This is a genomic window from Anaerobacillus sp. ABA4_114, assembly GCF_056159065.1.
This window is the reverse complement of sequence record NZ_JBSWUM010000001.1, coordinates 983,020-1,009,314: the sequence shown is the minus strand read 5'-3', so window position 1 is coordinate 1,009,314 and position 26,295 is coordinate 983,020. Positions and strand designations below refer to the sequence as shown.

Here is a 26,295-nt window from a genome sequence, read left to right as displayed (position 1 = left end):
TAACCCTCCTAAGCTGCTTTCTTTCGATCGATTAATACTGCGATGATGATGACGACACCTTTGACGACCATTTGGAAGAAAGATGAAACGCCAAGCAAGTTTAAGCCATTATTCAATGTACCGATAATCAGTGCGCCGATCAGCGTGCCGACAATTAAGCCTCGACCACCTGATAAGCTTGTTCCACCTAGTACGACCGCCGCGATCGCATCTAATTCGTATGATGTACCTGCAGTTGGCTGTGCAGAGTTTAGACGTGACGTGAGGATCGCTCCTGCAAGTGCAGATAGTAGCCCAGCAAGAGAATACACCATAATTTTGATGCGAGATACTTTAATACCAGATATGAGTGCTGCTTTCTCATTCCCACCGATCGCATATGTTTTACGACCAAACGGGGTTTTATGAAGAATAACCCATAGAACCGCAAACGACAAAAGCATCGTTATTGCAGGCACTGGAATTCCGAGGAAATACCCTCTTCCAAACAGTTGAAACGCGTAGCTGTCCCCAAGTCCTGTGATTGGATTTCCATCCGTGTAGACGAGCGTTAAACCACGAAACATCGTCATCGTAGCAAGTGTTGCAATAAACGGAGCCATTTTCCCTTTGGTAATTAAAAGACCGTTCACCATTCCCATTACGGCTCCAAGTAGACATCCTATTAGAATTGCGAGAATGGGATCTATTCCAGAGACCATCATACCTGCCATCAAAGCACTAGACAGTGCAAGGATCGATCCGACGGATAAATCAATGCCTCCCGTTAAGATGACAAACGTCATACCATAGGCGATAAGAGCATTGATTGCCACCTGTCTAAGCAGGTTCAGTAAGTTTAGCGGTTCAAGAAAGCTAGGGTTGATTATTGAAACGGTTGCTACAAGTACGAGCAAGCCGACTAGTGGTCCGAGCTTTTGCATGAGATTTCCAACGTGGTTATTAGTAAGTTTACTCATTTACGTGACCTCCTGTTGCCAGTGTCATTATTTTTTCCTGCGATGCTTCTTCTTTTGATACTTCTCCTGCAATCGTCCCTTCGTGCACGACTAGGATACGATCACTCATCCCCATCACTTCAGGAAGTTCGGATGAGACCATCACGATCGCAACTCCCCTATCAGTCAACTCATTCATCAGCTGGTAGATTTCGCGCTTCGCCCCAACGTCTACCCCTCTCGTTGGTTCATCTAAGATCAGTACTTTTGGTCCGATGCCGATCCACTTTGCGATAACGACCTTCTGCTGGTTTCCTCCTGATAAATTGCCAACGCTCGTCTCTGCTGATTCTGTCTTGATCGTCAATCGCTTGATCAACAGATCAACAAAGTCTTTTTCACTTTTTTCATTAATGATTCCGTTCTTCGTAAAACTAAAAAGACTTGAAAGTGCGATGTTATCTTTTATAGAAAAATCGAGTATGAGTCCTTCTTCTTTTCGATCTTCCGTAATCAATCCGAGTCCTAAATTCACGGCTTGCTCAGGACTTTTTACGATGACCGGTTGACCGTTCACAAAAATTTCTCCTTGATACTTTCCATCGAGTCCAAAGATCGTTCGTACGATCTCCGTTCGTCCTGCTCCCATCAAGCCTGATACCCCAACGATTTCACCTGACTGAACTTTAAAGCTCACGTCTTCGAATACTCCTTTACGAGTAAGGTTTTTAACTTCGAGTACGGTGTCGCCTACGTTCACTTCACGAGTAGGAAAGCGATCCGTCAATTCACGTCCAACCATTTTTCGAACAACATCGTCGAAGTTCGTTTCCGGGATCGGAGTCGTATCTACCGTTTGACCATCACGCATCACTGTGATGGTATCGCATATCGTAAAGATCTCTTCCATTCGATGCGAGATATAGACGATCGACACACCAGCTTTTTTCAGAGAACGGATAACTGTAAATAGCTTTTCGATTTCTCGATCGGTTAATGCCGCAGTTGGTTCATCCATTATAATGACCTTTGCATCAGTCATAAGCGCTTTTGCGATCTCGATCATTTGCTGTTCACCAACTGAGCAGTGACCAGCCTCCTTGGAGAGTGGAATAGAAATCGACAGCTTATCGAACTGCTCCTTCGCAATCGCTTTCATTTTTTTCGTGCGAATAATCCCTAAAGATGTAACCGGTTCCTTATTGATGAATAAGTTCTCGAGCACCGTTAATTCCGGCCATATATTGAGCTCTTGATGGATAAAAGCAATTCCAAATTCCTCAGCTTCCTTTGGATTTGAAAACACTTTTTCTTTTCCATCGATATGGATGGTACCCTGATCCTTTGAGTGAAGTCCTGTTAAAATGTTCATGAGCGTTGACTTTCCTGCTCCATTTTCACCCATCAAGGCATGAACTTCACCATCTTTAATCGTTATGTCCACACCTTCTAGCACCTTGTTGTTTCCAAACGCTTTATGAATACTGCTCATTTTGACCTGCATGTTATCACCCCTTTTTAAAAGATTACTCCTGCATGGAGAATGCAGTTGGCAAACGGCGTAACTTCTCCTGTTCGAATAACAGCTTTTGCCCTATTGGTCTGTTCCTTCAAAGATTCGTGAGATGTGTAATCAACCTCTTCAAAGAGAGACGACATCTCATCATACACGCGCTCGTTACGTTTCACTTCATCAGCGAGCGTTACTTTTTCAACGACCATTTCTTCTTTCAATAGTTGTACAACATCAAGAAAAGAGGGCACTCCTTCTTTTAAAGACAGGTCGATCTTCTGGACATGATTCGGTACTGGAAGTCCTGCATCTGCCACAACGATGGTATCTGTGTGACCGAGGTCAGCGAGTAGTTTTGTGATGTGACTGTTTAACATTCCATTTCGCTTCATTCTGATAGCCTCCGTTCTACTTCTTCACGAGTAGGCATTCCGCCCTGTGCTCCAAATCCTGTTACAGAAAGGGATGCAGCACGATTTGCGAATCGAATACTTTCTTGCATCTCTTTTGATTCGGCAACCGCAACACCGAACGCTGCGTTGAACGTATCTCCAGCCCCAGTCGTATCAACGACTTCAACCTTAAACGTAGGAACAAGAACTTCTTTTTCCCCATCAAAATAGCGAACTCCTTGCTCTCCCTCTGTAATCAATACCTTGTTTGGGAATGCTTTTAGAGCTTCTTTTGGAGGTAGTCCGTTAAATAACACGGCGGATTCATGTTCATTCGGTGTAAGATATGTTGCTAAATCCACTACTTCATTTGAGATCTCTCTTGCTGGTGCTGGGTTTAGCAACAAAGGAACGTTCATCTCGCTGCAACGTTTTGCTGCATAAGCTACCGTTTCTTCTGGAACTTCTTGTTGAATCATCACGAGGTCACACGTTTGTAGAAAGGAACTCATTCGTTCAACATAATCAGGTGTAACGTAATCGTTCGCACCCTTCACGACTACGATACTGTTATCACCTTCTGCTAGGATGATGTGAGCTGTTCCAGACTCTATACCTGTAACCGGTTCCACATACTCGGTACGAACCCCATTCTTTTTAAAATTTGCTATGATCTCCTCACCGTACGAATCATCTCCAACGCGCCCGATCATATAGACTTCTGCACCAAGTCGGGCAGCTGCAACAGCCTGGTTAGCACCTTTTCCACCTGGTACAGTTTTAAACGATTCACCGAGTACCGTTTCACCAGCGCCTGGGCGCTTTTTTGAAGTTACGACGAGGTCCATTGAAGAACTGCCGATAACGGCGATTTTTGCTTTATTCATACCCTTTCATCCCTTTCGCGTTGTGTTTCGTTCGATTAGTTCTACTGGAAGTTGAATCGAACGTTCGACTTCCTGCTCTTTTCTTATTATATTGATCAATAGTTTAGCTGCCTGTTTTCCCATTTCATACGCTGGTTGTCTAATCGTCGAGAGTGTTGGATACGAAAGACTGCTTTGAGGAATATCATCATAACCGATAATCTGCACGTCTTCAGGAATTCGTTTCCCTAATCTTAACGCTTCATGAAGAATCGCAATTCCAACAATATCGTTACTCGCGATAATCGCATCTGTATCGGCATATTTATCAAAAAGCTCTTCTGCCCATCCTCTTGCATCTTCGAAAGAGTAGGACGTTGTCGACATAACTGAAAAATCAACCTCTTCTTGACTAAGATACTCAATCGCCCCGCGAAACCGATCTTGGGCTGGCTTGATATGAGAAGGTCCCTTCATTACGGTGATACGTTTTGCTCCCTTTTCTACTAAAGCTTTTGCCGCAATACGACCGCCTTCTCTTCCATCCGCATAAACAGCAGGGTAGTCCTCTGAAGTCCGGTCTAACAAAACTAAAGGAAGAGCTAGTGCTTCATAAAGCTCGTGATCAAGATAATTCGTTGCAGAAATCATTCCAACGACATTATTCTGCGCAAATGTTTGTATATAATCTAATTCTTTTTGTATACTTTCATCGCTATTACCAAGTAATAACCGATACCCTTCACGGTTCACTTCATCCTCCACACCTCTTGCTAGCTGTGGGAAAAATGGGTTGGTTATATCAGGAAGCAGCAACCCGATCAATCTTGATTCACGTTTATAGAGAGAACGTGCCACTTCATTCGGGCTATATTTCAATTTCGTGATTGCTTTCATCACTTTTTCTCTCGTTTCGGACCCCACGTATCCATTATCATTTAATACACGGGAAACCGTTGCGACTGAAACGCCCGCTTCTTGTGCAACATCTTTGATCGTAACCACGTTCTTCACTCCCTGATCTCTTTATGTGTAACCGGTTACACATAAAGTAACATATTATTGGAACCGCTTGCAATCCTTTTTTAAACCTTTTTCTTTACGTTGTTACAAACTCACTCCACTTATACACTCTTCATTACCATCACGTCTTCAGTTAACTTCACATAACCGTCTCTAGCAAACGCTTCTGGTAAAAATGCTGTTGAAATGCTCAATGTGTTAGCTCCAAGACGAGAACTTTCTAGCTCAATTGACGACATCACGTCTTCGAATACGTCCATCAAGTCATCACGTAAAGACATTGCAATAACCTCGGCATAGTTTGTATCCTCTCTGATGGCAACTCCTGCGTATCCTCCTCGTTCGCCGTTCATTCTATATTCGATTCCATAGTCAAAGTTTACTGAACTGTAGTACTGTCTCATCATTTCAATTTCTGCATCTGAAGTATGACGATTATAGCTACGCTCTAAACCTTCCCATTTATCGAATTGAAATCCTTCCTCAACATGAGAGGACAACACTTCGTTTTGCTTTGTTGTTATCCCATCTAAATTTGTTCCAACTATCGGTGAGGTATGTATTGTCTCAAACCCTTTGGATAAGAAAAAGTCGATGGGTTTTTTCCACTGACTACGAAAACGCTGCGCGAATTTTTTCGCCCCAAATTCTTCACTTATAGCAAATCCGTAGACACGATCATATAACTCGTTCTGAATATCACCTTCATACCCTTCGAGTACCCACGGATAACCAAGCGAGACAAACTCACGGCTTCCAGTAAAACTCATATACCCAACTAACGTATCGCCATCAAAAGCGAATGCACGAGACTTCGGATGAAATTGCTCCTGAGTGACAAACTGACTGGGTGAAATCGTTGGCTTCCATGCATAAGGAAGATCTGAAGTTACTTTTTTCCAAAAATCATACTGCAACGTTAAATCTTCAGGGCCTTCGTAATAGCGGTATCTTATACTCAATACGTTCACTCTCCTCATTAACATGATTCATAATAACTTCCACAAACATACAAGCGTCTTTGACTATAGATTGTTCTTATCCATCCGTTCTTTTATATCTTCTAACAAACCATTTTGTTTTTGCAGCTGATTTGTAATCTTCTCTGATGCGTTCGTAATGGTTTTGGTAATGGACCATAAGAAGATGATGATCACGATGAGTATCCCTAAACCTTCCATACTTTCCACCTATTTTCTGTTGAATATTTGCTAATCCCTACTACCAAGTATTTCAAAAGGCTGTCCTGACCGCAATAGCAATTGTGTATTATAGCTTTCACATAGAAAAAATCCCGCCCAATTGCATTGGACGGGATTTCTATTTAGTTACGTTTTTTAGCGTGAAACGGCCACCAAACGCCATTGTTGAATGACACGGTAACAGCTGGAATGAGTAATGGCAGAACAATCAGACCATATAACAATAATCCAGTGATTACAATGGTAGCAATCTGCACGAGACTCAATACTCCTGAAGGAACCATCGCTGCAAACGTCCCAGCTAGAATAATCGCAGCTGTAATAATAACGGTACCCATCTTAGACATCGAGACTTTGATCGCATCTACAACGGATAAGCCGTTTGCTGATTCTTCACGGAATCGATCTAATAGAAAGATCGAATAGTCGACACCAAGTGCGATCAGCATCACGAATCCAAAGAACGGTACAGCCCAGCTAATTCCGTCGTAGCCAAGTCCATTCACAAAAATCCATTCTGCAACTGCCACTGATGTAAAGTAGGTGAGTAAAAGCGAACCAATCATATAGAGCGGCATGATAAAGGATCTAAAGATAATCGCTAATGCTACAAATAAACTGATTAACATGATCGTTACCGTTTGGGTAAAATCGCTGTTAGAAATGTCGCTCAAATCACGGTTAATACTCGATACACCGCCTATCGCAACCTCAGCATCTTCTAGCGGCGTTTCCTTGATCACGCGATCCGTCGTTTCTGAAATACGATCAACCGTATCGATCGCTTCTGGTGAGTAAGGGTTATCCGATAAGATGACTTCTATCTTCGTTCCCGTTTCCTCACCAAATGCGTATCGGTCGATCACTTGTGCAAACTCCTCGTTTTCGAGAGTGCCTTCTGGAATATATAACCCCGTATCACGAATCGTTTGGCTCTCACTCATTCCCTGAAGCTGATCGCCAGCAGTGTGTAACCCTTCAGAAATTTGATTTAATCCTTCTAAAGGATTTTGTTGCGGCGCGTTAGGCGGCGTCTGCGCTTGGGCAGCTTGATTTAGCCCTTGTACAGCACCGTCCAATCCATCAGCTGCCTGGTTTACGCCTTCTGCAACTCTACCAATCTGGTAATCTGCATAAAGCTCATCGATGACCTCACCTGCAGGTCTTGTGATCGAACGGACGCTATCCACTCCTTCAATCTTTACAAGTTCAGCACTAAGTTTCTCTACATAAGGAACAGCGTTCTCTGTCACTAGTTTTTCATCACTAGAAAGTAAAACTTGTACTGGCAATGAATCTCCTTGACCGAACCCATCTTCAATAGCCCGCAGGCCCTTAACAGACTCATAGCTATTTCCTACTTCATCAACTGTATTGAACGATAAGGCATCATCGTATGTGAACAATAGTGGAACTGTGATGACTCCAACAACAACCATCGAAAGAAGTGGGCGATTAACAGAAAGCTTACTCATCCATCCCCAAAGCTTGCTATCGTTATGGGATACAGATTTCTTTGATGGCCAGAATAGTTTTTCTTTTAGCGTTGCCATGAAGAATGGCATAACGGTGCTCAGTACAAGTAGCAAGACTGCAATCCCTACTGCTACCGCTACCGCTGACTTAAAGATAGGAAAGTCTGCAAATCCGATCGCAAAGAACCCGATAAACACAGCGAGACCACTTATATAGAGTGTTCTTCCAGCTGTTTTGTAAGTGCGGACGATCGCATCGTTGATCGGCTGTCCTGCTCCAAGTTCTTCTTTAAACCTGCTCAGTAGCAAGATACAGTAATCTGTCCCTATTCCAAAGAGAATGGCGACAAGGAAAATTTGCGTGTAGTTCGATACAGGAAAACCGAACCAATCGATAAAAAATGCTACGATCGACTGACTCAGCAAATACGTAATCCCAACAGCCATAAGTGGGATGATCGGTGTCACAAGTGACCGGAATACAGCTAGAAGTAATGCAAAGATAAGAACGACTGTAATGATTTCCGTCCGTTTTAACCCTTCCTGTGCACTCAAGTTCACATCATGATTGATGATCGCTTCTCCAGTGAGGTAAACAGATTCTTGCTCTTTTACAATATCTGCTCTTATCGTATCAGCGAGCTCGACCACATCTTCTTGTGAGCCATCGACAGTGATGGGAACGAGAACAGTTTTCTTGTCCTCTGAGACGAGCTGTGCTTCAAGTTCTTCACTCTCAAAAGGTGCCAAAACAGAACTGATCGGATCCCCTAGATCTTGAATTTCTTTTACAGTAGATGAAATCTCTTCCCTTAAGGAGTCATCTATCGTTTTCTCAAATGAATACACTAACGAAATAGTTTCCTCTCCCGCTCCTGCATCATTCAGAATTTCAGCCGCTCGTATTGAGGCAGCATCATCAGGGAGCTGAAACGTTCCCGCTTCTTCTGCCTGCTTTGTTAAATTTGGAGCTAAAACATACAATAGAACCGTAACGATTAACAGTCCGATCGTAATGGGCCATCTCAATTTGATGATCGCATTCATCCTCTTTCCCCCTCTAACTTCAATATCGACTTAATCTTTCGGAACATAATTAAGAAATTGTCTAGCTCCTCATCTTTTACATGGTTTGCGAACAGATCATGAATGTAGGCGTACACAGCTTGATCTGATTCTTTCAAAACTTCTGTACCTTTTTCAGTTAAATCAACGAGTTTCGTTCGCTGATCTTGTTCTGACTTAACGATTTTGATCAATGCTTTTTCTTCAAGTTTCTTCAAACGATTCGAAATTGCACTCTTATGTACCCCTTGAAGTTCAGCTATGACACCTGCAGTTAGAGCACCGTTTTTACTTATAAGCTTAAGTACTTGGATCTGCTCGAGGGAGTACTCTTGCCAAACGTCGGCTTCGACATTTTTCAAAACCCTTTCAGTTCCAAACACCATCACATCTTCAAAGAGTTCAACTGCTTCTATTAATCGATCATCCAATTTAGTTCACCCCCTAAACTACATTACTCTATATAGTTTAGGGGGTGAACTATATAAATGTCAAGTGCTTTCATTCTTGGAAAAAAGGAAATCTCTTGTATCTATCGCACTCTTATTGACCACTCTAGCAATGACGCATACTTTAGGAGAAGATGTAATGAATTTATTCCTTGTTGCCCTTGTCTTTCTATTCGCCATCTTGAAAGGGGATTGGAAGAACTGGGAGTCATACTATCCATCAATGTTGTATATTTCCTTAGCTTCGTTCTTATATGAATTTATTTCTCATAGTCATTTTCACCTTTGGGAACTTCACAAAGATCATTTCTTTAATTTGATGAACGTTCACTTCGTCCATAACTTAATCATTAATCCATTGGTAGCATTTGTGTTCTTATCTCATTATCCATCAGGTATCAAAAAACAAGTACTTTATACACTCAAATGGATTGTAATCTTTGGACTGATCGAATGGATCGGTACAAAGATGGATGTTATTTCATATCACAACGGTTGGCATTTCGGGTGGTCGATCCTATTTGTGATGGTAATGTTCCCAATGGTCCGTCTTCATCATATTCATAAGCTAGCAGCGCTAGTACTTTCTTGTCTCGTGACATTTCTATACTTGTTAACCTTTAACTACTTGTAAATGAAAATGAGAGCTTTCCAGCTATAGGAAAGCTCTCATCTATAAGTTCACGTTCTTTCATAGTTCTTTTATTTCACCGGGATCCAAATTTCTGAATAGTAATCTTCGCTATTCGGGTTCCCTTCCGCATACACTTCGAGCTCTGGTCCACCAGCATTTTCGTACCCGTTCGATGGGAACCATTCTGAATAGATTTTCTTCCAGGCATTCTGCATTGCGTGAGGCATCGCACCGTGAACACTAAAAATCGCCCATCGACTCTTCGGTATCTGAAGAGTCTCCATATTCTCTGCACTGTTTCCTTCATGTGCAACAGCAATCCAATACTCCATTTGTTCGGACTTTTGATCGTTCTTGCTCACACAAATCCCCAGCATGCCTTTGACATGACCATCATTTTTCTTTAAAAGGGATTGATCGGTACCATTTGAGTTCACTTCTTCCCACATTTTTGGTATAAGTGTGAGATTCTCTCCGTTTACACAAGACATGTCTTTCTTCATACCAACAACTTGAAACGCGTCTTTTTCAACAATATCGTACTGCATTGGTTCCGCTCCTTTCAGACTCACCTGGATAACCAGGCGGTTATAAGCTGTTATCTTTCCGGTCACTTTTCGTGCTTCGCTTGGAGACACCCCATGCTGTTTACGAAAGGCTTTTGAGAAAGACTCGGGAGTATCGTAGCCGTACTTATAAGCGAGGTCGATGATCTTAACGTCACTACTTTTTAATTCCTGAGCGACCAATGTTAACCTTCTTCTACGCAAATATTCTGCTAAGGTGGTCCCGGTTAAAATCGTGAAGGCTCGTTGAAAATGAAATGGAGAGAGATACGCAGCTGCAGCTATATCTCGTACGGTTATCTCTTCCAACAAATGATCCTCCATAAAATCAATGCCTTTTTGCATCGACTCGATTAACGTCACATCACTCACTCCCTTACTCACACTTTAGCAATACCTTATCATAAAAACCTGTCATTCCATGCTTTGAAATGACAGGTTTTATAGAAGAGTTTTATTCTTTTTTTAACAACCGCATGCTGTTTAAAATGACGAGTAACGCAGCACCTGTGTCACTTAACACTGCCATCCACAGGGTTAAGAAACCAGGGAAAATGAGCAGGAGCGCCGCCACTTTCGTCACTAATGAAAACCAAATATTTTGCTTAATAATCTTCAGTGCTCTGCGGCTCAAATTTATCGTATAAGGGAGTTTCTCCAAATTATCGGCCATCAATACGATGTCAGCTGTTTCCATCGCCGTGTCTGTTCCAGCGCCGCCCATCGCGATACCTAGATCGGATGTCGCAAGAGCAGGGGCATCATTGATACCATCTCCAACCATCGCAACACGTTTCCCTTCATTTTGCAGAGCTTTAATGGATGTTACTTTTCCTTCAGGCAGTAATTCTGCGAAATACCGATCGACTCCGGTTTCGCTTGCAATTTTCTTAGCTGTGCCAGAATTATCCCCGGTTAGCATGACGATTTCTTCCAAACCGACTTCTTTTAACTTCTGTATCGAACGAACGGTGATGTCACGAATCGTATCCGCCACAGCGATCACACCTAAAACGTCCGTTTCGTTTCCAACTACAACAAGCGTGTTGCCATCTCTTTGTAACGTTTCGATATCATAGTCATCCAACAAAACGTTCATTTCAGCGAATAACTTCGGATTACCCGCAAAATAATCGATTCCGTTAATCGTCGCTTGTGCGCCTTTCCCTGGAATAGCTTTAAAAGAAGTCCCCTCTTTAATCGATATATCTCGCTCTTTTGCATACGTAATGATTGCCTGAGCAATGGGATGAGTGGAATGTTCTTCAATCGTTCTTGCGATACTGAGAAGCTCTTCAGTATTTGCGTCATGCGAAAGAACCTGCGTCACTTTTGGTTTTCCTTCTGTAAGAGTCCCCGTCTTATCAAATGCCATCGCTTTGATCGCTCCGGCTTTTTCTAAGAACGTGCCTCCCTTGATCAAGACACCGTTATTCGCTGCGTTCCCAATTGCAGATACGATTGCAACGGGTGTAGAGATAACGAGAGCACACGGACAAGCTACGACTAACAACGCGAGGCCTTTATAGAGCCATTCTCCCCACGCTCCAAATCCTAGTAATGGTGGAACGACCATGACGAGGAGAGCGAGTATAAACACGATCGGGGTATAGACTTTTGCGAAGCGATCAACGAATGCTTGAGTTGGCGCTTTTTTCTCTTGTGCCTCTTCTACAAGGTGGACAATCTTTGCTATCGTAGTATCTTCAACGTATTTTGTTACGCGTACCTCAAGAGAGCCGCTCTCATTAACGGTACCTGCATATACCGTATCACCTTTATGTTTGTCGACAGGTAACGACTCACCTGTTATCGCAGCTTGATTGATACTAGATGTGCCAGTTAATACTTCACCATCAAGAGGGATCTTGTCACCTGGTTTCACGATGATCACATCGTTGATGTTCACTTCCTCAACCGGTTTTCGGATGTGCTGATCACCTATTTTAACCGTTGCTTCAGAAGGTGATAGGTTGATGAGGCTCCGTATCGAATCTCTTGTACGCTCGATCGACCTGTTTTGCAATTTGTTTCCTAGTGCAAAGAGCCAGACAACAGTTGCACCTTCGAACCACTCACCGATCAGTGCTGCCCCAATTGCGGCTGAAGCCATGAGAACGTTCATATCGAGAGACCCACTTCTAATCGCGTAATAAGCACTTTTTGCAGGCTTGTATCCTCCGATGACGATGGCAACTGCGTACAATGCTGCAATGATGTCAGCGTTCAGACTCGTAAATGACCCTATAAATCCAAGAGCGAGAAAGATTCCAGATAGTGTGGTAACGGGAACGTTTCTTTTCTTCTCCTGTTCTTCCCCACGTGAAGATTGCAACGAAGCTGTAAAACCTGCTCGTTCCACTTCTTTTATTATCTCTTTTTGATTTGTCGTGTGATCGACCTGCATGTTGCCTGTAGAGAAGTTTACCTTTACTTCATGTACCTTCGGATTTTTCGCAAGGTGTTTTTCGATCGTCATCGCACAAGAACCGCAGTCCATTCCTTCTACCTTGTATGTCTGCATGTTTTTCGGTTGATGAAATGGTTCTGCTTCAAAACCGAGTTTGCGAACATGGCTCGGGATCTCATGATAAATAGAAGAAGACTCGGCACCTACAGCCATTTTTCCTGTACCATATGAAACTTGAACAGTACGAATTCCTTTTGTCTTTCGTAATCCTTTTTCAATCGTGAGGGCACAGGAAGGACAGTCCATGCCGATCACCTTGTACTGTACGGTATCTTGCTCTTTTTGATTCTGAACTTCCTTCTCAACTGAATCACAGCAGCTCGATACCGCATCAGCTTCTTTACTTTTCTCATTTGAACAGCATGTCGACAAGGAAGGACTGTCGTTATTGGAAGAACAACAACTCGCTTCAGTTAGCTCAATAACGTCTGAATCAGCTGAACAACAGCTTGAATGGTTTTCTCGCTCACTCATCTCTCCACCTCCAATACAAAAGCCATCTAAGAATGCTTAGCATGTAGCATCGCAATCGAAACCAACTGATGCACATGATCATCTGCTAAAGAGTAAAATACTAGCTTTCCTTCTTTGCGGTATTTGGCCAACTTCATGTTTCTTAATAACCGTAGATGATGGGATGCCGTGGCAGTCGTAGAACCAATAATATTTGCCACATCGCACACACACAGCTCTTTTTCTAACGTTAGGGCATATGCAATCTTCATTCTCGTAGCATCTGATAGCGCTTTAAAAATCAGCTCGACTCCTACAACCTTTTCTATTTCAGGCTGCACTCGTTGAACGAGTTCTTCATCATAACAAAATGTATCGCACGTCTCTTTATTTCGCTTCATTACCTTTTCACTCATCTTCGTCACCTTCATTCAAATGATTGTTTGATTATTTGTTTATAGTTTAGTATTTTCCTCATTTGAAAGCAATAGAAAAACGCTTGAATTCGTATTCAAGCGTTTCTTATAAATAGAGGAGTTACCCACAAATCTCTGGTGGATCACTTCTCATACACTCATTCTGTAAGAAGGCGTTATTCTTATCCTCTTCTTTTACATCAAAAGGACTATTCCTATACAGCGTATTTCTGCTCAAGAAATTGTGATTTGCTTCTTTTTCAAGTAAAACACCGTTCCTCTTGTTTAATGAAATTGTGTTATGTTCTACGTTATGAAAATTTGCTTTAATCAAGACGCCGCTTTCAGAGTTGAATCTAATGGTATTCCCTGAAACATGATCACCTTCATTTTCAAGTCTTACACCGTTTAACCCATTCGATAAAAGAGTGTTTCCTATGATAGCTCCAGAGCCAAGCCCCGCAATTTCATAAACACCATCATGATTATTTCCTCTTATTTCATTGTTGTATAAAAAGTTAAAACCAGCGTTGTCCACAATCCCATTCATACCGTTAGAAAAGAAGCGGTTTTGAGTTACAGTGCTACCGACCGTGGTATTCCCTTCAAAGTTTACTCCATTTCCACCATTGGCATAGACACTGTTATCAACGATCCATGTGTTCATCGCTTTAATTCGTATACCATCATCACTTGCATGAGCGATCTCGTTTTTCCATATAAGAGTAGAAAACGCAAGGGAAAGCTCAATACCGCTTCCACTCATAATGTTCTTAATCTCATTTTCAACGAGCGAAACGCCAATGCCCTTCACGTAGATTCCGGCATTAGTATAATTAACAATCTTGAATCCTTGTATGAGTAAAATACTAGATGATAGGTCGAAGCCAACTTTCAATTTGTTTCTACCATCTAGGGTTACGTGGTTCCCTTGTGCGATGATTCGGATACCAGACTTTGAGATTGGCACCGACACCTCTTCATGATACACCCCGTTTTCTACTAAAATGGTACTGCCAGGCGATGCGGCATTAACGGCCGAAGATATCGTTTCATAGTCCTGAGGTACATGGATCAAATCGTTTTTTGAGTTGGGTTCTTCTTTTGGGTTGGAAATGTGGTTTAGATGATTTTGGAGGAACGTATTTTTAGGGTTTTCAACAATGAGGTCACTCTTTCGATTACTTTTAAAGTGGTTGCGATAAACAAGGTTTCTCGTAGCACTTTTATTGACTACAAGTCCGTTCATATTCTCAATCAATTTATTCAATTCGATAACGTTTAACTTACCTTCTACATCGACACCATATAACTCATTCCCTATGAAGTCGTTGTCTAGCACGACATTGCCTGGTGTTTTTATCGTTTGCCCGTTCATCTTATTGTTTTCAATTTTGTTTCCTAAAGAGATTGAGCCACCAAGACTCGAAGGCAGTTCAATTCCGTCTTTCTGGTTTTCACTAATCTCGTTATCATAGATAAGATTAAATCCTTCATCTTCTAGAATTCCACTCGCCCTATTATGCTGAATGACGTTCCCAACGATGTGATTCCCTACCGTTTGGATGCGAATTCCATTCCCGCTCTGGCGGATCGCATTATCAACAACCCAAACGTTTTTTGATTGAAGGTTAATTCCATTTTGATACGCATTCGAGATGATATTCTTCCAGATCAAATTAGAAAATGTTCCTTGATCTAATTGGATTCCGTGCCCTTTACTTACTCCATGAATCGTATTCTCGATCAGTTTAACACCGTATACACCTTTTACTTCAATCGCTGCTTTCACGTAATCTTCTATTATAAATCCCTTTATTTCTACGTTATTCGCTATCAACATGAATCCATTTTTCAGCTTCCCTTGTCCATTCAGCATCACCTTGTCTCCATTTGCGATAAAACGAAGGGAAGGTTTATCAGAAGGAACAGTGATACTCTCATAATACGTACCGTTCGAAACGAGGATCACATCACCAGACTTCGCTTTTCTTACAGCTTTCGTAATCGTTGAAAAGTCTTTTGGTACATGTAACGTTCTTTGAGCTGTTTGTCCGTTCGATTGTGAAGATGCACCAGAGCTGTCCGCCATCATCTTTACTAGCTCTGAATGGTAATCTTTCACACTATTCTTCCACTCTTCCAATAGTTTTTGTAAACCTAAAGGTAGATTCTCACTCCCTAACATTCGTGTTCCACACCTTCTTTCAAATTTCGGTTACGCGCCTTATAAGTTATTCTTACTCGATAGAGGCAAATAGCACTTATAGCATGTGTATTACCGATGGGACTCGAATGCTTGTGTGCAGGCCTAAGAATCCGTTAATTCATAAAAAAAGAGCCCGTCCACTTTTATTTGGACAGACTCTTCACGCTTGATCATTATGAATCCAAAAACGTCTTTCCGTTCAACTCATCTAATGAGGAGATGAAATGAAGCAACAGCTCTCCACAGTTAGATAGATCTGTTAAATCCACCACTTCATGTGGTGAGTGCGTATAGCGTGATGGGATCGACAGTGCTCCAGTCGACACCCCTTCACCCGTCATATGAATTGCACCTGCATCCGTTCCAATCCCCATAAAAATCTCTTCCTGATATGGAATTTCTTTTTCTTGAGCAACTTTCACAAGGAGATTACTTATTAGTGGATGAGAAATCAGTGACTTATCAGCTAGTTTCACACACGGACCACCTCCTACTACTCTAGTTCCGGTCATGATGACATCATTGGTATCGCTAGTAGGGGTCGTATCGATGGCTAATGCGAAATCAGGCTTAATACTAGATGCTACTACAGAGGCGCCCCTTAATCCGACTTCCTCTTGAACGGTAAAAGCCATATAGAGATCTCCATGTTCAAGTGAATCCTTACTCAACCGTTGAATGAGGTCGATTAATAAAGCTGATCCAGCTCTGTCATCCAACGCTTTCCCCATAACTTTTGGAAACTCCTCAGTTCCTATCTTCTTTAATTCAGTTCCATAGCTAATCGGTTGACCAACTTTTATCCCCATTTTGATCGCTTCTTCGTCATTTAATGCCCCAACGTCAATATAGAGCTCTCTATGATTACTAACGCGATTAGGATTGTCCCACTTCACATAATGGGCAGAGATTGTACCGATGACACCGTGGACCGGACCGTTAGAAGACTTTATCATCACAGGTTGAGATAATAGAATACGGTCATCAAACCCTCCAACTTGTTCAAATCGGATCAAGCCATTTTGTTCGATCTTCTTCACTACGAATCCAATCTCATCTGAATGTGCAGCAATTAAAAGGGAGGGGAAATTAGCATTCGTACCATTTATTTTCACGATCAGATTACCTAATGAATCTACGTTGTATTCATCCACATAATCCTTGACTAAGGATAAGATTTTCCTTTGAACATCTTGTTCGTACCCCGATGGACCGATCGTGTCACATAATTCTTTCAGCAATGTAAACATAGAAATTCTCCTTATCCTCTATCTTCTTATGACATTTATTTCGTTAAGTAAACATCCCAAAACGCGTCATCACTCATTGGATGAGCGACAAAACCTTTAACATACTTCTGCTTTGAAAGAGGAGGTGTCGTATGTCCAATTAGCGCCCATGGTGCATCATCATAAAACATTTCCTGTGCTTCTTTATAGATTTCAATCCGCTTTTCTTCATCGAATGTGGTTCTAGCTTCTAATAATAGATTTGTAAACTCATCGTTCTTGTAAAACGCACGATTGTTTGCTGGTGCTGTTGCATTTGTTTTACTTAAATTAGGAAATAGGAAGTTATCAGGATCAGCCATAACACCAGTCCAACCGAACAGTGCCATGTCATGCTCACCGTTACTCGTTTTGTCCAGGTACGTCGCCCACTCGTACGTGTTGATCTCGACGTTCACACCGACTTCAGCTAAATCGGACTGAATGGCTTCTGCAATCTTTAAAGGTTGGGGCATATAAGGTCTTGGATTACTCATCGCCCATAGTTCGGTTGTAAAACCTTCTTGTAATCCAGCTTCTGCAAGTAATTGTTTTGCTTTTTCTGGGTCGTACGTATAGCCATCGATTTCTTCGTTATACCCCCAAAGTGAAGGAGGAATAGGATTTACAGCTTTCTCAGCCATACCATTATAGAACGCATCGATGATCGAATCTTTATTGATCGCATAGTTTAATGCCTTCCGCACTTTTTGGTCATCAAATGGTGCTTTTTCCATATTGAAAGCCATGTAGCCAATATTAAATCCTGGTCTTTTGACTAAATCAAGATTTCCATCTGACTCTACTAGGTCTGCATCATCTGGGCTTAAACCATCAATCATATCGACTTCACCTGTTTGCAGGGCAGTAAAACGCGCAGAATTATCTGGAATGACTCTGAAGATGAGTTGATCTAGGTGAGGGATGTCTTCAACATAATACTCTTCATTCTTACTTAGTAATATCTTGTCGTTCCTCGTCCAGCTCTCAAATTTGAAAGGTCCAGTACCGACAGGGTTTTCGTTATAACTGTCTCCGTACTTTTCGATAGCTGCAGGGCTTGCAATACCAAACATCGGGATAGCTAAGTAGCTGACAAATGGTGCAGTTGGTTCTGTCAACTTTATCTCCACCGTATACTCATCGATTGCTTTAACGCGCTCAATCTTATGGTCTTCGTCCCCCTTGAAGCCTCCATATAAAAAGGAATAGTAGGTAAAGTCACCATTATGCTGAGGATGATTCGGATCCATCCATCGATCAAAGTTAAACACGACCGCATCCGCATTAAAAGCTGTACCATCGTGGAATTTCACTCCCTCGCGGAGTGTTAATGTCCACGTTAACTCATCATCTGCTAGTTCATAGTCAGTAGCGAGTCCGTCCTGTAATTCTAGGTTTTCATCGTAGTTAAAAAGAGTTTCATAGATATTATGCGTAACCCGGGTTGATTCACCATCAGTTACATCGATCGCATCAAGCGATAAGGAATCAGCACCTCTAGCAAATATTAATGTTCCTCCTTCTTTTGAACCTTCTTCACCTGATTCTGTAGATGATTCGTCTCCCCCTGTACAAGCAGTCAGCACCATCCCAACTGCAATCGTGAGCAGGATTCCAAGTAGTCTTCTCAACCTAATCCCTCCAAATTTTTTGTAGCAATGCCGACACTTACTCGCTTCCACTAAAGAATGTCATGAGTGTTCTTGAAGATATCGAATTGATACGTTGTATTAACCTTTCGTATACCATCGATGTCATATAGTTTGTACACCATTTTCCTGATATCTTCCTGATTCGGTAAGTTTGTTTGAATCATCAGAGGATAATCACCAGAGGTTAGTGTGATGTAGCGTACTTCTTTATAACCTTTCATCTCTTCTACAATGTCATGCAAACGTTTAGGCTCAACATCTAACTGAAAGATTGCTGCAACCTTAACACCTACTGAAACGGGGTCAACTATGCCTACTACTTTTAGAACACCTGCATCTACTAGCTTTTTATACCTCAACCTGATCGTTTTCTCGGTAACGTCTAGTTCTTCTGCAATGTCTTTGAAGGACATACGACCATCATGTGATAAACAAATGACTAACCCTCGATCTAATTCATCCAAAGTCATGATTTACACCACCTTACTTTTATTATCCTTCCATCCATCAAGATACTTAACAGCAAAATTAATGCCCTAAAATGATAATAAACGACGTATATTGTACGGAATATAGTATTTATTTTGAAAATTATACCTAAAAATGGATTTAGAGATATTATAGATTAATGAATGAATTTTCTCAATAATCAGATCTTGTTTTTCCAAAATAAAAAAGACAGAGGTTAGTACCCCTGTCTCCTATCAACCTATTTACTCCAAAAATATCTCACGTATATCATCTTCCGTTAACCTCGTTCGCTCATGCTCACCTGGATTAATAATGTCTGCAATCATCTCTCTTTTCTTCTCTTGAAGATCATTCATCTTCTCTTCGATTGTTCCGCGCGCTACGAGTTTGATGACATTGACTACTTTGTCCTGCCCCATGCGGTGAGTTCGGTCAGCAGCTTGTTCTTCAACTGCAGGATTCCACCAGAGATCGTAGAGGACGACGGTGTCCGCTCCTGTTAAGTTGAGCCCGGTTCCTCCTGCTTTTAATGAAATGAGAAACAGTTCTCTTTCACCTGCGTTAAATCGCTGACACGTTTCTAACCGTGATTCAGAGGGTGTTTCTCCATCAAGATAGAAATAAGTATGTCCGCGCTTCGTGAGTTCTATTCCGATTAGCTTCAGCATTTGAGTGAACTGTGAGAAGATCAATACTCTCCTACCTGATACACGAGATTCTTCGATGATTTGTAGAAGCTGTTCAAACTTAGCTGAACTCCCTTTGTATCCATCAACAAAAAGGGCGGGGTGACAGCAAATTTGTCGCAATCGTGTTAAACCGGCTAAGATTTTTATACGATTTTTCCGTATCGTATCTCGGTCAAGATGCTTCAATGTATCCGTTCTAAGCTTCGCTAAATAACCAGCATAAAGCTTCTTTTGTTCAGGTAAAAGCTCCGATGATTCTAGAGACTCCATCTTGCCAGGCAGTTCAGCAAGAACATCTCCCTTCATTCTCCGCAGCAAGAACGGCCGTACTCGTCTTGCGATGGTTTTCCTCGTCAGGTGACTATAATCATTGAGACCACCAAATAATTGCGGGAATACCACGTGATAAATCGCCCAAAGCTCTTCGATCGAATTCTCTACAGGAGTCCCTGTTAGTCCGAAGCGCTGATCTGCTTTGATCATTTTCACCGCACGTGCTGTTTGTGTGGAGGGATTCTTGAAAGCTTGCGCTTCATCAAAGAAAACCGTGTGAAAGGTTTGGTCGCTATACCACTTCCTATCTCTACGAAGAAGAGGGTAAGAGGTGATTAAGACATCCGCTTCTTTACAGTCTTTCTGTAATTTCTCTCGATTGGCTTTCGTTCCATCGATGACGACAGAATGGACGCCAGGTGCGAACTTCTTCATCTCATGTAACCAATTATACGTAAGTGAAGAAGGGCAAACGATTAAAATTGGCTTCTTGCTTTCTCGAATCGCTGATAACTCAGATACAATGTAAGTGATGCTTTGCAGTGTTTTCCCAAGTCCCATATCATCAGCAAGGACGCCTCCGAAACCATAGCTCGCGAGTGTTTTCATCCATTTGTACCCTGTGATTTGATAGTCCCGCAAAATATGCTGTAAATCTTGTGGCACTTCAACATCTATCTGCTCAGGGCGATACATCCCATCAAGAAATTTCTTAAATGACTCCTCTGCTTTCACCATATCCCCTAGCGAATCGAGTACATAGAGACCTTTCTCTACAGGGAGGTTTAAGGTTGTCTCAAACGCTTCATCTTGAGGTGGGACGGTGGTTAGAAAACGATGCATCTCTTCCATTTCGCTCGTTTCAAGTGATAAGAGAGAGCCGTTCTTCAGCCGATAATATTTTCGTTTTTCTTCTAATGCCTCTAATATCTCACGCACTTGGTTATCGGATATTCCGTCCATCTCGAACTTAAATTCCAACCAGTTCGTCCGTTCCTTCTTCTTATGCTTCACCCTTATTGTAGGATGATTGCCTTTTCTCACGAGACGATTGCGAACCGCTGTAGTCGCATAGAGTTGAACTTTCTGTTGGAGCTTAGGCACAACATGGTAGAGAAACTCATACTCGAGGGCTTCATTTTGCATATGATACCCACCGTCTGTTTTCGAAAATCCACTCTCATCCATCAATCTGAGAATTTCTTCTTCTTTTTCAAGATCTCGAATAATCGCCTGACCTGTAGGAACATCTCTGCTCTCGAGCGGTTGAATGACGACTCCATCATAGTGAAACTCTAATCCAGCGAGTAACCGATTTTTAAGACGATCTAAATAGAGCTTTGCAACGAGAGGCGTTTTATAAAATCTTTGATTGATCGATTGTGAAAGCTTGACGCTTCCGATCCTTTTCAAATCTGGAACAATATGTTCGAGAAAATGATCGATATGTTTTGCAGGGATCGGAATAACATTCTCATTACTGGATGGGAGCATTTGAGTAAGGTCGTATAAACGCTCACAATCTCGCCAATCCAACTGAAATAGTTTTCCGTCGTACAAGATAGAACGATAGGATCTCAGTATGAGCATTCGTTCCAAACCATTCATAGATAATTGGAAGGTATCCCCTCGTAATTCGTCGAATAGAAAGGTGATGGGTGGCGTTCCGTCAATTATTTGGATGCGCTCAAACCGTTCGCCACCGTATTCAATTTGGACAACTGAACCATCCTTAATAAGCGGAACAACTTTCATCCATGCAGATGGGGGGACGAGTAGCATTTGACTTGTCACCAAGCTTTCTTTCTTACTCTCGATCGATTCAAGAAATGCTTCTTCATCAAGGACGACTTGAATGAGCTGGTGGATGATCGTATCGGCTATTGCTGAGAAGCAATGGACGGACGGATCATACCTAAACATAGAAGAAAGGTCGCTCGCTTTGCCTTGTCTGATGTCCATAAGAAAGCTTCGTACATGATGCACCTTCGTATGGTCGATTGTTAGTTCAATTCCTAGCACGTAATCTCCATTTTCCACTGAAACTGGTTTACAAGTAAACGTCACATCGAGAGTTTTTCTATTTTCGAAAAACCGTTGCTCACCCGTTCTTGTAGGTTTCTCATTGAATAACTTCATAAAATCTTCCGTCACATTTGGTGAAGGATCATCCGTATTCGGTGAAACCCTTCCATCATGAATATCCTTTATCCCAATCAACACAGCTGCAATATGCTGACAGTCCTTTTCAAAGTTCAATAAGGAGGGACAGCTACACTCACCTCGATAACTACCGGAATCATTTACAAGAGTCACTTGAAAATCTTCTGTTCCAGAAACCGTCGCTTTACAATAGTCCGTTTGATAGTCATGGAACGTTACTTTATTTGAGCGATAATAGTCCTCCCCTCTTTTGAAAGAAAGGTTACCGCATCGTTCTTTTATTATTTTATTGCTTAAGGTTATATCCATCAGATCCTCGTCCTTCTTTCAAATGTTGAGGGGAATCATGTATTACACTTGCCGACATGTTACTCTTTGTCTCATTTTATCATAGTGTACTTGCCACTTTTAAACCCTTACCTTCAATAAAAAGACCCACTTCATTAGAAGCTCAGCACAAATTTAGTTTTATGAAAACCGTGTATTTTCACTAGACTATCAAACTTTTTTAAAAAATAGAGTCGTTTTTCTTTCAAAATAACTATTAATTTATTATAATTATAATCTAAGAAACATTATCACCACATTTTACTCATTTTTTAGGAGGGAAATTACACATGGATAAAAACGAAATGCACGATAGCCAAGCTGCAGCTGGACAATGCCCTGTATCTCACGGCAAGACGAAAGAGGAAAATGCGATCACTACAACACAAGTTGGAACGACTAACAAAGACTGGTGGCCTAACCAACTGAACCTTAATATACTTCATCAGCACGATCGAAAGACGAACCCAATGGGTGATGACTTCGATTACGCAGAAGAATTTGAAAAACTAGACTACTATGCACTGAAGCAAGACCTTCGAGACTTGATGACGACTAGCCAAGACTGGTGGCCAGCTGACTACGGTCATTACGGACCACTCTTCATCCGTATGTCGTGGCATGCTGCCGGTACATACCGTACAGGCGACGGACGCGGTGGCGGTGGAACGGGTACACAGCGTTTCGCACCACTCAACAGCTGGCCGGATAACGCTAACCTGGATAAAGCGCGACGTTTACTATGGCCGATCAAGCAAAAATACGGAAACAAGATTTCCTGGGCTGACTTACTCGTACTAACGGGTAACGTTGCACTTGAAGACATGGGCTTGAAAACATTCGGTTTCGGAGGCGGACGTGAAGACGTATGGCATCCAGAAGAAGATGTTTATTGGGGAATGGAAAAAGAATGGTTAGCGGATAACCGTTATTCTGGTGACCGCGAACTTGAAAGCCCGCTCGCTGCTGTTCAGATGGGGCTAATCTATGTAAACCCTGAAGGACCTAACGGTAACCCTGATCCTCTTGCAAGTGCACGTGATATTCGTGAAACATTCGCTCGTATGGGCATGAACGATGAGGAAACCGTTGCATTAACGGCCGGCGGTCACACATTCGGTAAAGCACACGGCGCAGGAGATGCAGAAGCACATGTAGGTGCAGCTCCAGAAGCGGCTGACATCGAAGAACAAGGATTAGGATGGAAGAGCACGCACGGTAGTGGGAAAGGACGTGACACCATCACAAGTGGTATTGATGGCGCATGGACTGCGAACCCTACGAAATGGGATAACGGATACTACGATCTACTATTCGGTTATGAATGGGAGCTCACGAAGAGTGCTGCTGGTGCACATCAATGGAAGCCAGTTAACCCGAAAGAAGAACACCTTGCACCAGACGCTGAGGATTCGTCTATCAAAGTGAACACGATGATGACAACTGCTGACATGGCTCTTCGCGAAGACCCAATCTACGAAAAGATCTCTCGTCGTTTCCACCAGGATCCAGAGTATTTCGCAGAGGTGTTCGCTCGTGCATGGTTCAAATTGCTTCACCGTGACATGGGTCCAAAAGCAAGATACCTTGGTCCTGAAGTGCCAGAAGAAGATTTGATCTGGCAAGATCCAGTTCCTACAGTTGACTATGAACTAACGAACGCAGAGATCGAGGATCTGAAATCAAAAATCCTAAGCTCTGGATTAACGATTAGCGAGCTTGTTACGACTGCATGGGCTTCCGCTAGCACGTTCCGTGGCTCAGATAACCGCGGTGGCGCAAACGGTGCTCGCATTCGTCTTGAGCCGATGAAGAATTGGGAAGTAAATGAGCCTGAACAGCTTTCTCGCGTACTATCGATCTATGAGGACATCCAAAACGACCTTGATAAAAAAGTTAGCCTTGCTGACTTGATCGTTCTAGGTGGATCTGCAGCAGTAGAAAAAGCTGCAAAAGATGCAGGTGTCGACATCACTGTTCCATTCTCTCCTGGACGAGGCGATGCGACCCAAGAACAAACAGATATTGAAAGCTTTGAAGTACTAGAGCCGATGGCAGACGGGTTCCGTAATTACCAGAAGAAAGAATACACGCTAAGCCCTGAAGAACTACTCGTCGATAAAGCACAATTGCTCGGTCTATCTGCTCCTGAGATGACGGTGTTAGTTGGTGGAATGCGAGTATTAGGAACAAACTATAACGATACGAAACATGGCGTATTCACTAACAAAGTCGGAACGCTTTCAAACAATTTCTTTGTAAATCTCCTCGATATGGGTATTGAATGGAAGCCAAGCGGCTTTAACCAATACGAAGGACGCGACCGCAAGACTGGTGAGCTTGTAAGAACGGCTTCCCGTGTGGATCTCGTATTTGGTTCAAACTCCGTTCTTCGTGCAATGGTCGAAGTATACGCGCAGGAAGATAACAAAGAGAAATTTGTTCGCGACTTCGTAAATGCATGGGTTAAGATCATGGACGCTGATCGTTTCGATCTTAAATCAAACAAAAACGTCGTAACATCTCAAAACGCATAAGAACTAAGCACCCTACTAGACTATGAATCAAATTGATTCAAGGGCATCTGGTAGGGTGCTTTTTATTTTGAACACATGCGTCACTTGTTAAGCTCTAATTACTTTATTCTTTTTTTCATCTTCAAATGAATCTATTGACTCGACTTCCAAATCCGGACCACCTGCTCTGCACTATAAGCAAGCTGAGACTTCGTAATTTCTGGATCAATAGCATGCTCTAGTGGGTGGCATCCTTGCTGAATTGAAACAACAGAAGTTAGTTTTTCATAAAGATTATCCACTGGTTCAACGACCTGCCCCGCTAATGCAAAGCATGGGATCTTATGCTTATAAGCTAGACCTCCTACTCCTGCAGGAACTTTTCCATAAGCTGTTTGTCGATCGATTTGGCCCTCTCCAGTAAAGATAACGTTAGCTTTTTTCAGCTTTTCTTCTACTTTTAGATGTTCCAGCATCCACTCGATACCAGCTACCCTAGTTGCGCCAAGGGAGTAGAGCGCTCCCCCCATGCCGCCAGCAGCTCCTGCTCCTTTTTCTTGCCCTGAAATAGAAAGAAGTGTTGCTGCTTTACGAAGGGCAGCATCATAAACTGGAACATCTGATTTCTTCATCTCTTTTTGTGGACCAAACACATAAGCCGCTCCCCGCTCCCCGTGATATGGATTATCAACATCCGTTACTAAATAGAGATTAGCCTTGACTCTTTGTGTACTACGTTGAATTGAAGTTGTATGAAGAAGTGGATTATGGGTGGACGGTAGCTCATTATTTGAACTGTCAAAGCATTTGACCCCAAGTGCTTGAAGCATCCCAAGCCCTCCATCCGTCGTCCCTGTCCCTCCAAGAAAGACGTAGATATCTTTGCTACCTTTCTTCTCTGCATCCAAAATCAGCTCGCCAATCCCGTAGCTCGTTAACCTGGACGGCACTAATTCCTCCGTTTCGATTAAATGCAACCCTACCGCTTCAGCTGATTCAATGTAAGCAGCCTTATTCGTTCGATAGTAGCGTGCCTCTCGCTTCTTGCCATCAAGTTGGTGAATCTCGACCGTTTCAAACTGCCCTGGAAGAGAACTGATCGCCTCTAGCGACCCCTCTCCTCCATCAGCAATCGGGATGACGTCAACGAAACTATCTGGGAACACTCGATGAACCCCAACTTTTACTGCCTCACCAGCTTCCTTTGAAGAAAGAGAACCTTTAAACGAATCCATTGCAACCAGTACGTTCATCTTCTCACC

At 42.3% G+C, this 26,295-nt stretch carries 20 protein-coding genes; 2 read left to right on the top strand and 18 right to left on the bottom strand.

Features of this window, described 5'->3' with window-relative positions; genetic code table 11:
- Positions 1 to 8: 8 nt before the first annotated feature.
- From rbsC to ACXAEY_RS04895, 9 genes are all read right to left on the bottom strand, one after another.
- Positions 9 to 959: a ribose ABC transporter permease RbsC gene (gene rbsC / locus ACXAEY_RS04935; protein ID WP_270179745.1), complete on the bottom strand. Its 951-nt coding sequence runs from the start codon at positions 957 to 959 to the stop codon at positions 9 to 11.
- Positions 952 to 2,442, bottom strand: a complete 1,491-nt coding sequence (locus tag ACXAEY_RS04930; RefSeq protein ID WP_474810740.1) for a sugar ABC transporter ATP-binding protein — start codon at positions 2,440 to 2,442, stop codon at positions 952 to 954. The genes rbsC and ACXAEY_RS04930 overlap by 8 nt, the downstream gene beginning before the upstream one ends.
- 14 nt (positions 2,443 to 2,456) lie before the next feature.
- Entirely contained in the window at positions 2,457 to 2,843 is a 387-nt protein-coding gene (gene rbsD / locus ACXAEY_RS04925) for a D-ribose pyranase (RefSeq protein WP_270179747.1), read from the bottom strand.
- Complete coding sequence (gene rbsK, locus ACXAEY_RS04920) at positions 2,840 to 3,730, bottom strand: ribokinase (protein WP_474810739.1); 891 nt, start codon at positions 3,728 to 3,730, stop codon at positions 2,840 to 2,842. Before rbsK ends, rbsD begins: the two co-directional genes overlap by 4 nt.
- A gap of 6 nt (positions 3,731 to 3,736) precedes the next feature.
- Entirely contained in the window at positions 3,737 to 4,714 is a 978-nt protein-coding gene (locus tag ACXAEY_RS04915) for a LacI family DNA-binding transcriptional regulator (RefSeq protein WP_474814734.1), read from the bottom strand.
- A gap of 119 nt (positions 4,715 to 4,833) precedes the next feature.
- Positions 4,834 to 5,694, bottom strand: a complete 861-nt coding sequence (locus ACXAEY_RS04910; protein WP_474810738.1) for a hypothetical protein — start codon at positions 5,692 to 5,694, stop codon at positions 4,834 to 4,836.
- A gap of 63 nt (positions 5,695 to 5,757) precedes the next feature.
- Positions 5,758 to 5,913, bottom strand: a complete 156-nt coding sequence (locus ACXAEY_RS04905; protein WP_474810737.1) for a hypothetical protein — start codon at positions 5,911 to 5,913, stop codon at positions 5,758 to 5,760.
- A 143-nt stretch (positions 5,914 to 6,056) separates the two neighbouring features.
- Positions 6,057 to 8,456 (bottom strand): MMPL family transporter, encoded by a 2,400-nt coding sequence (locus ACXAEY_RS04900; protein ID WP_474810736.1) that lies wholly within the window; start codon positions 8,454 to 8,456, stop codon positions 6,057 to 6,059.
- The gene (locus ACXAEY_RS04895; protein ID WP_474810735.1) at positions 8,453 to 8,905 is read right to left on the bottom strand and encodes a MarR family winged helix-turn-helix transcriptional regulator; all 453 of its coding nucleotides are present in this window, start codon (positions 8,903 to 8,905) and stop codon (positions 8,453 to 8,455) included. The genes ACXAEY_RS04900 and ACXAEY_RS04895 overlap by 4 nt, the downstream gene beginning before the upstream one ends.
- 157 nt (positions 8,906 to 9,062) lie before the next feature.
- Between ACXAEY_RS04895 and ACXAEY_RS04890 the strand changes: the two genes are divergently transcribed.
- Positions 9,063 to 9,557 carry a CBO0543 family protein gene (locus tag ACXAEY_RS04890; RefSeq protein ID WP_474810734.1) on the top strand — a complete coding sequence of 165 codons (495 nt, stop codon included), beginning with the start codon at positions 9,063 to 9,065 and terminating at the stop codon, positions 9,555 to 9,557.
- A 68-nt stretch (positions 9,558 to 9,625) separates the two neighbouring features.
- Here ACXAEY_RS04890 and ACXAEY_RS04885 read toward each other — a convergent pair whose 3' ends face one another.
- The 8 genes from ACXAEY_RS04885 to ACXAEY_RS04850 all read right to left on the bottom strand — a co-directional run bounded on the left by ACXAEY_RS04885 (position 9,626) and on the right by ACXAEY_RS04850 (position 22,499).
- On the bottom strand, positions 9,626 to 10,486 hold the full coding sequence (locus ACXAEY_RS04885) for an AraC family transcriptional regulator (protein WP_474810733.1): 861 nt from the start codon (positions 10,484 to 10,486) through the stop codon (positions 9,626 to 9,628).
- A gap of 91 nt (positions 10,487 to 10,577) precedes the next feature.
- A complete protein-coding gene (locus ACXAEY_RS04880; RefSeq protein ID WP_474810732.1) occupies positions 10,578 to 13,067 on the bottom strand; it encodes a heavy metal translocating P-type ATPase in 2,490 nt (829 codons plus the stop codon).
- Positions 13,068 to 13,093: 26 nt separating this feature from the next.
- Positions 13,094 to 13,462 carry an ArsR/SmtB family transcription factor gene (locus tag ACXAEY_RS04875; protein WP_474810731.1) on the bottom strand — a complete coding sequence of 123 codons (369 nt, stop codon included), beginning with the start codon at positions 13,460 to 13,462 and terminating at the stop codon, positions 13,094 to 13,096.
- Between the two features lie 121 nt (positions 13,463 to 13,583).
- On the bottom strand, positions 13,584 to 15,650 hold the full coding sequence (locus tag ACXAEY_RS04870) for a right-handed parallel beta-helix repeat-containing protein (RefSeq protein ID WP_474810730.1): 2,067 nt from the start codon (positions 15,648 to 15,650) through the stop codon (positions 13,584 to 13,586).
- 194 nt (positions 15,651 to 15,844) lie between these two features.
- Positions 15,845 to 16,921 carry a M42 family metallopeptidase gene (locus tag ACXAEY_RS04865; protein WP_474810729.1) on the bottom strand — a complete coding sequence of 359 codons (1,077 nt, stop codon included), beginning with the start codon at positions 16,919 to 16,921 and terminating at the stop codon, positions 15,845 to 15,847.
- 35 nt (positions 16,922 to 16,956) lie between these two features.
- A complete protein-coding gene (locus tag ACXAEY_RS04860; RefSeq protein ID WP_474810728.1) occupies positions 16,957 to 18,573 on the bottom strand; it encodes an ABC transporter substrate-binding protein in 1,617 nt (538 codons plus the stop codon).
- Between the two features lie 50 nt (positions 18,574 to 18,623).
- On the bottom strand, positions 18,624 to 19,064 hold the full coding sequence (locus ACXAEY_RS04855) for an Lrp/AsnC family transcriptional regulator (protein ID WP_474810727.1): 441 nt from the start codon (positions 19,062 to 19,064) through the stop codon (positions 18,624 to 18,626).
- 243 nt (positions 19,065 to 19,307) lie between these two features.
- On the bottom strand, positions 19,308 to 22,499 hold the full coding sequence (locus ACXAEY_RS04850) for a DEAD/DEAH box helicase (RefSeq protein ID WP_474810726.1): 3,192 nt from the start codon (positions 22,497 to 22,499) through the stop codon (positions 19,308 to 19,310).
- A gap of 308 nt (positions 22,500 to 22,807) precedes the next feature.
- Between ACXAEY_RS04850 and katG the strand changes: the two genes are divergently transcribed.
- Positions 22,808 to 25,054 (top strand): catalase/peroxidase HPI, encoded by a 2,247-nt coding sequence (gene katG / locus ACXAEY_RS04845; RefSeq protein ID WP_474810725.1) that lies wholly within the window; start codon positions 22,808 to 22,810, stop codon positions 25,052 to 25,054.
- Between the two features lie 131 nt (positions 25,055 to 25,185).
- On the opposite strand, the gene ACXAEY_RS04840 is transcribed toward katG, so the two are convergent.
- Positions 25,186 to 26,286: a glycerate kinase family protein gene (locus ACXAEY_RS04840; RefSeq protein ID WP_474810724.1), complete on the bottom strand. Its 1,101-nt coding sequence runs from the start codon at positions 26,284 to 26,286 to the stop codon at positions 25,186 to 25,188.
- Positions 26,287 to 26,295: the final 9 nt, after the last annotated feature.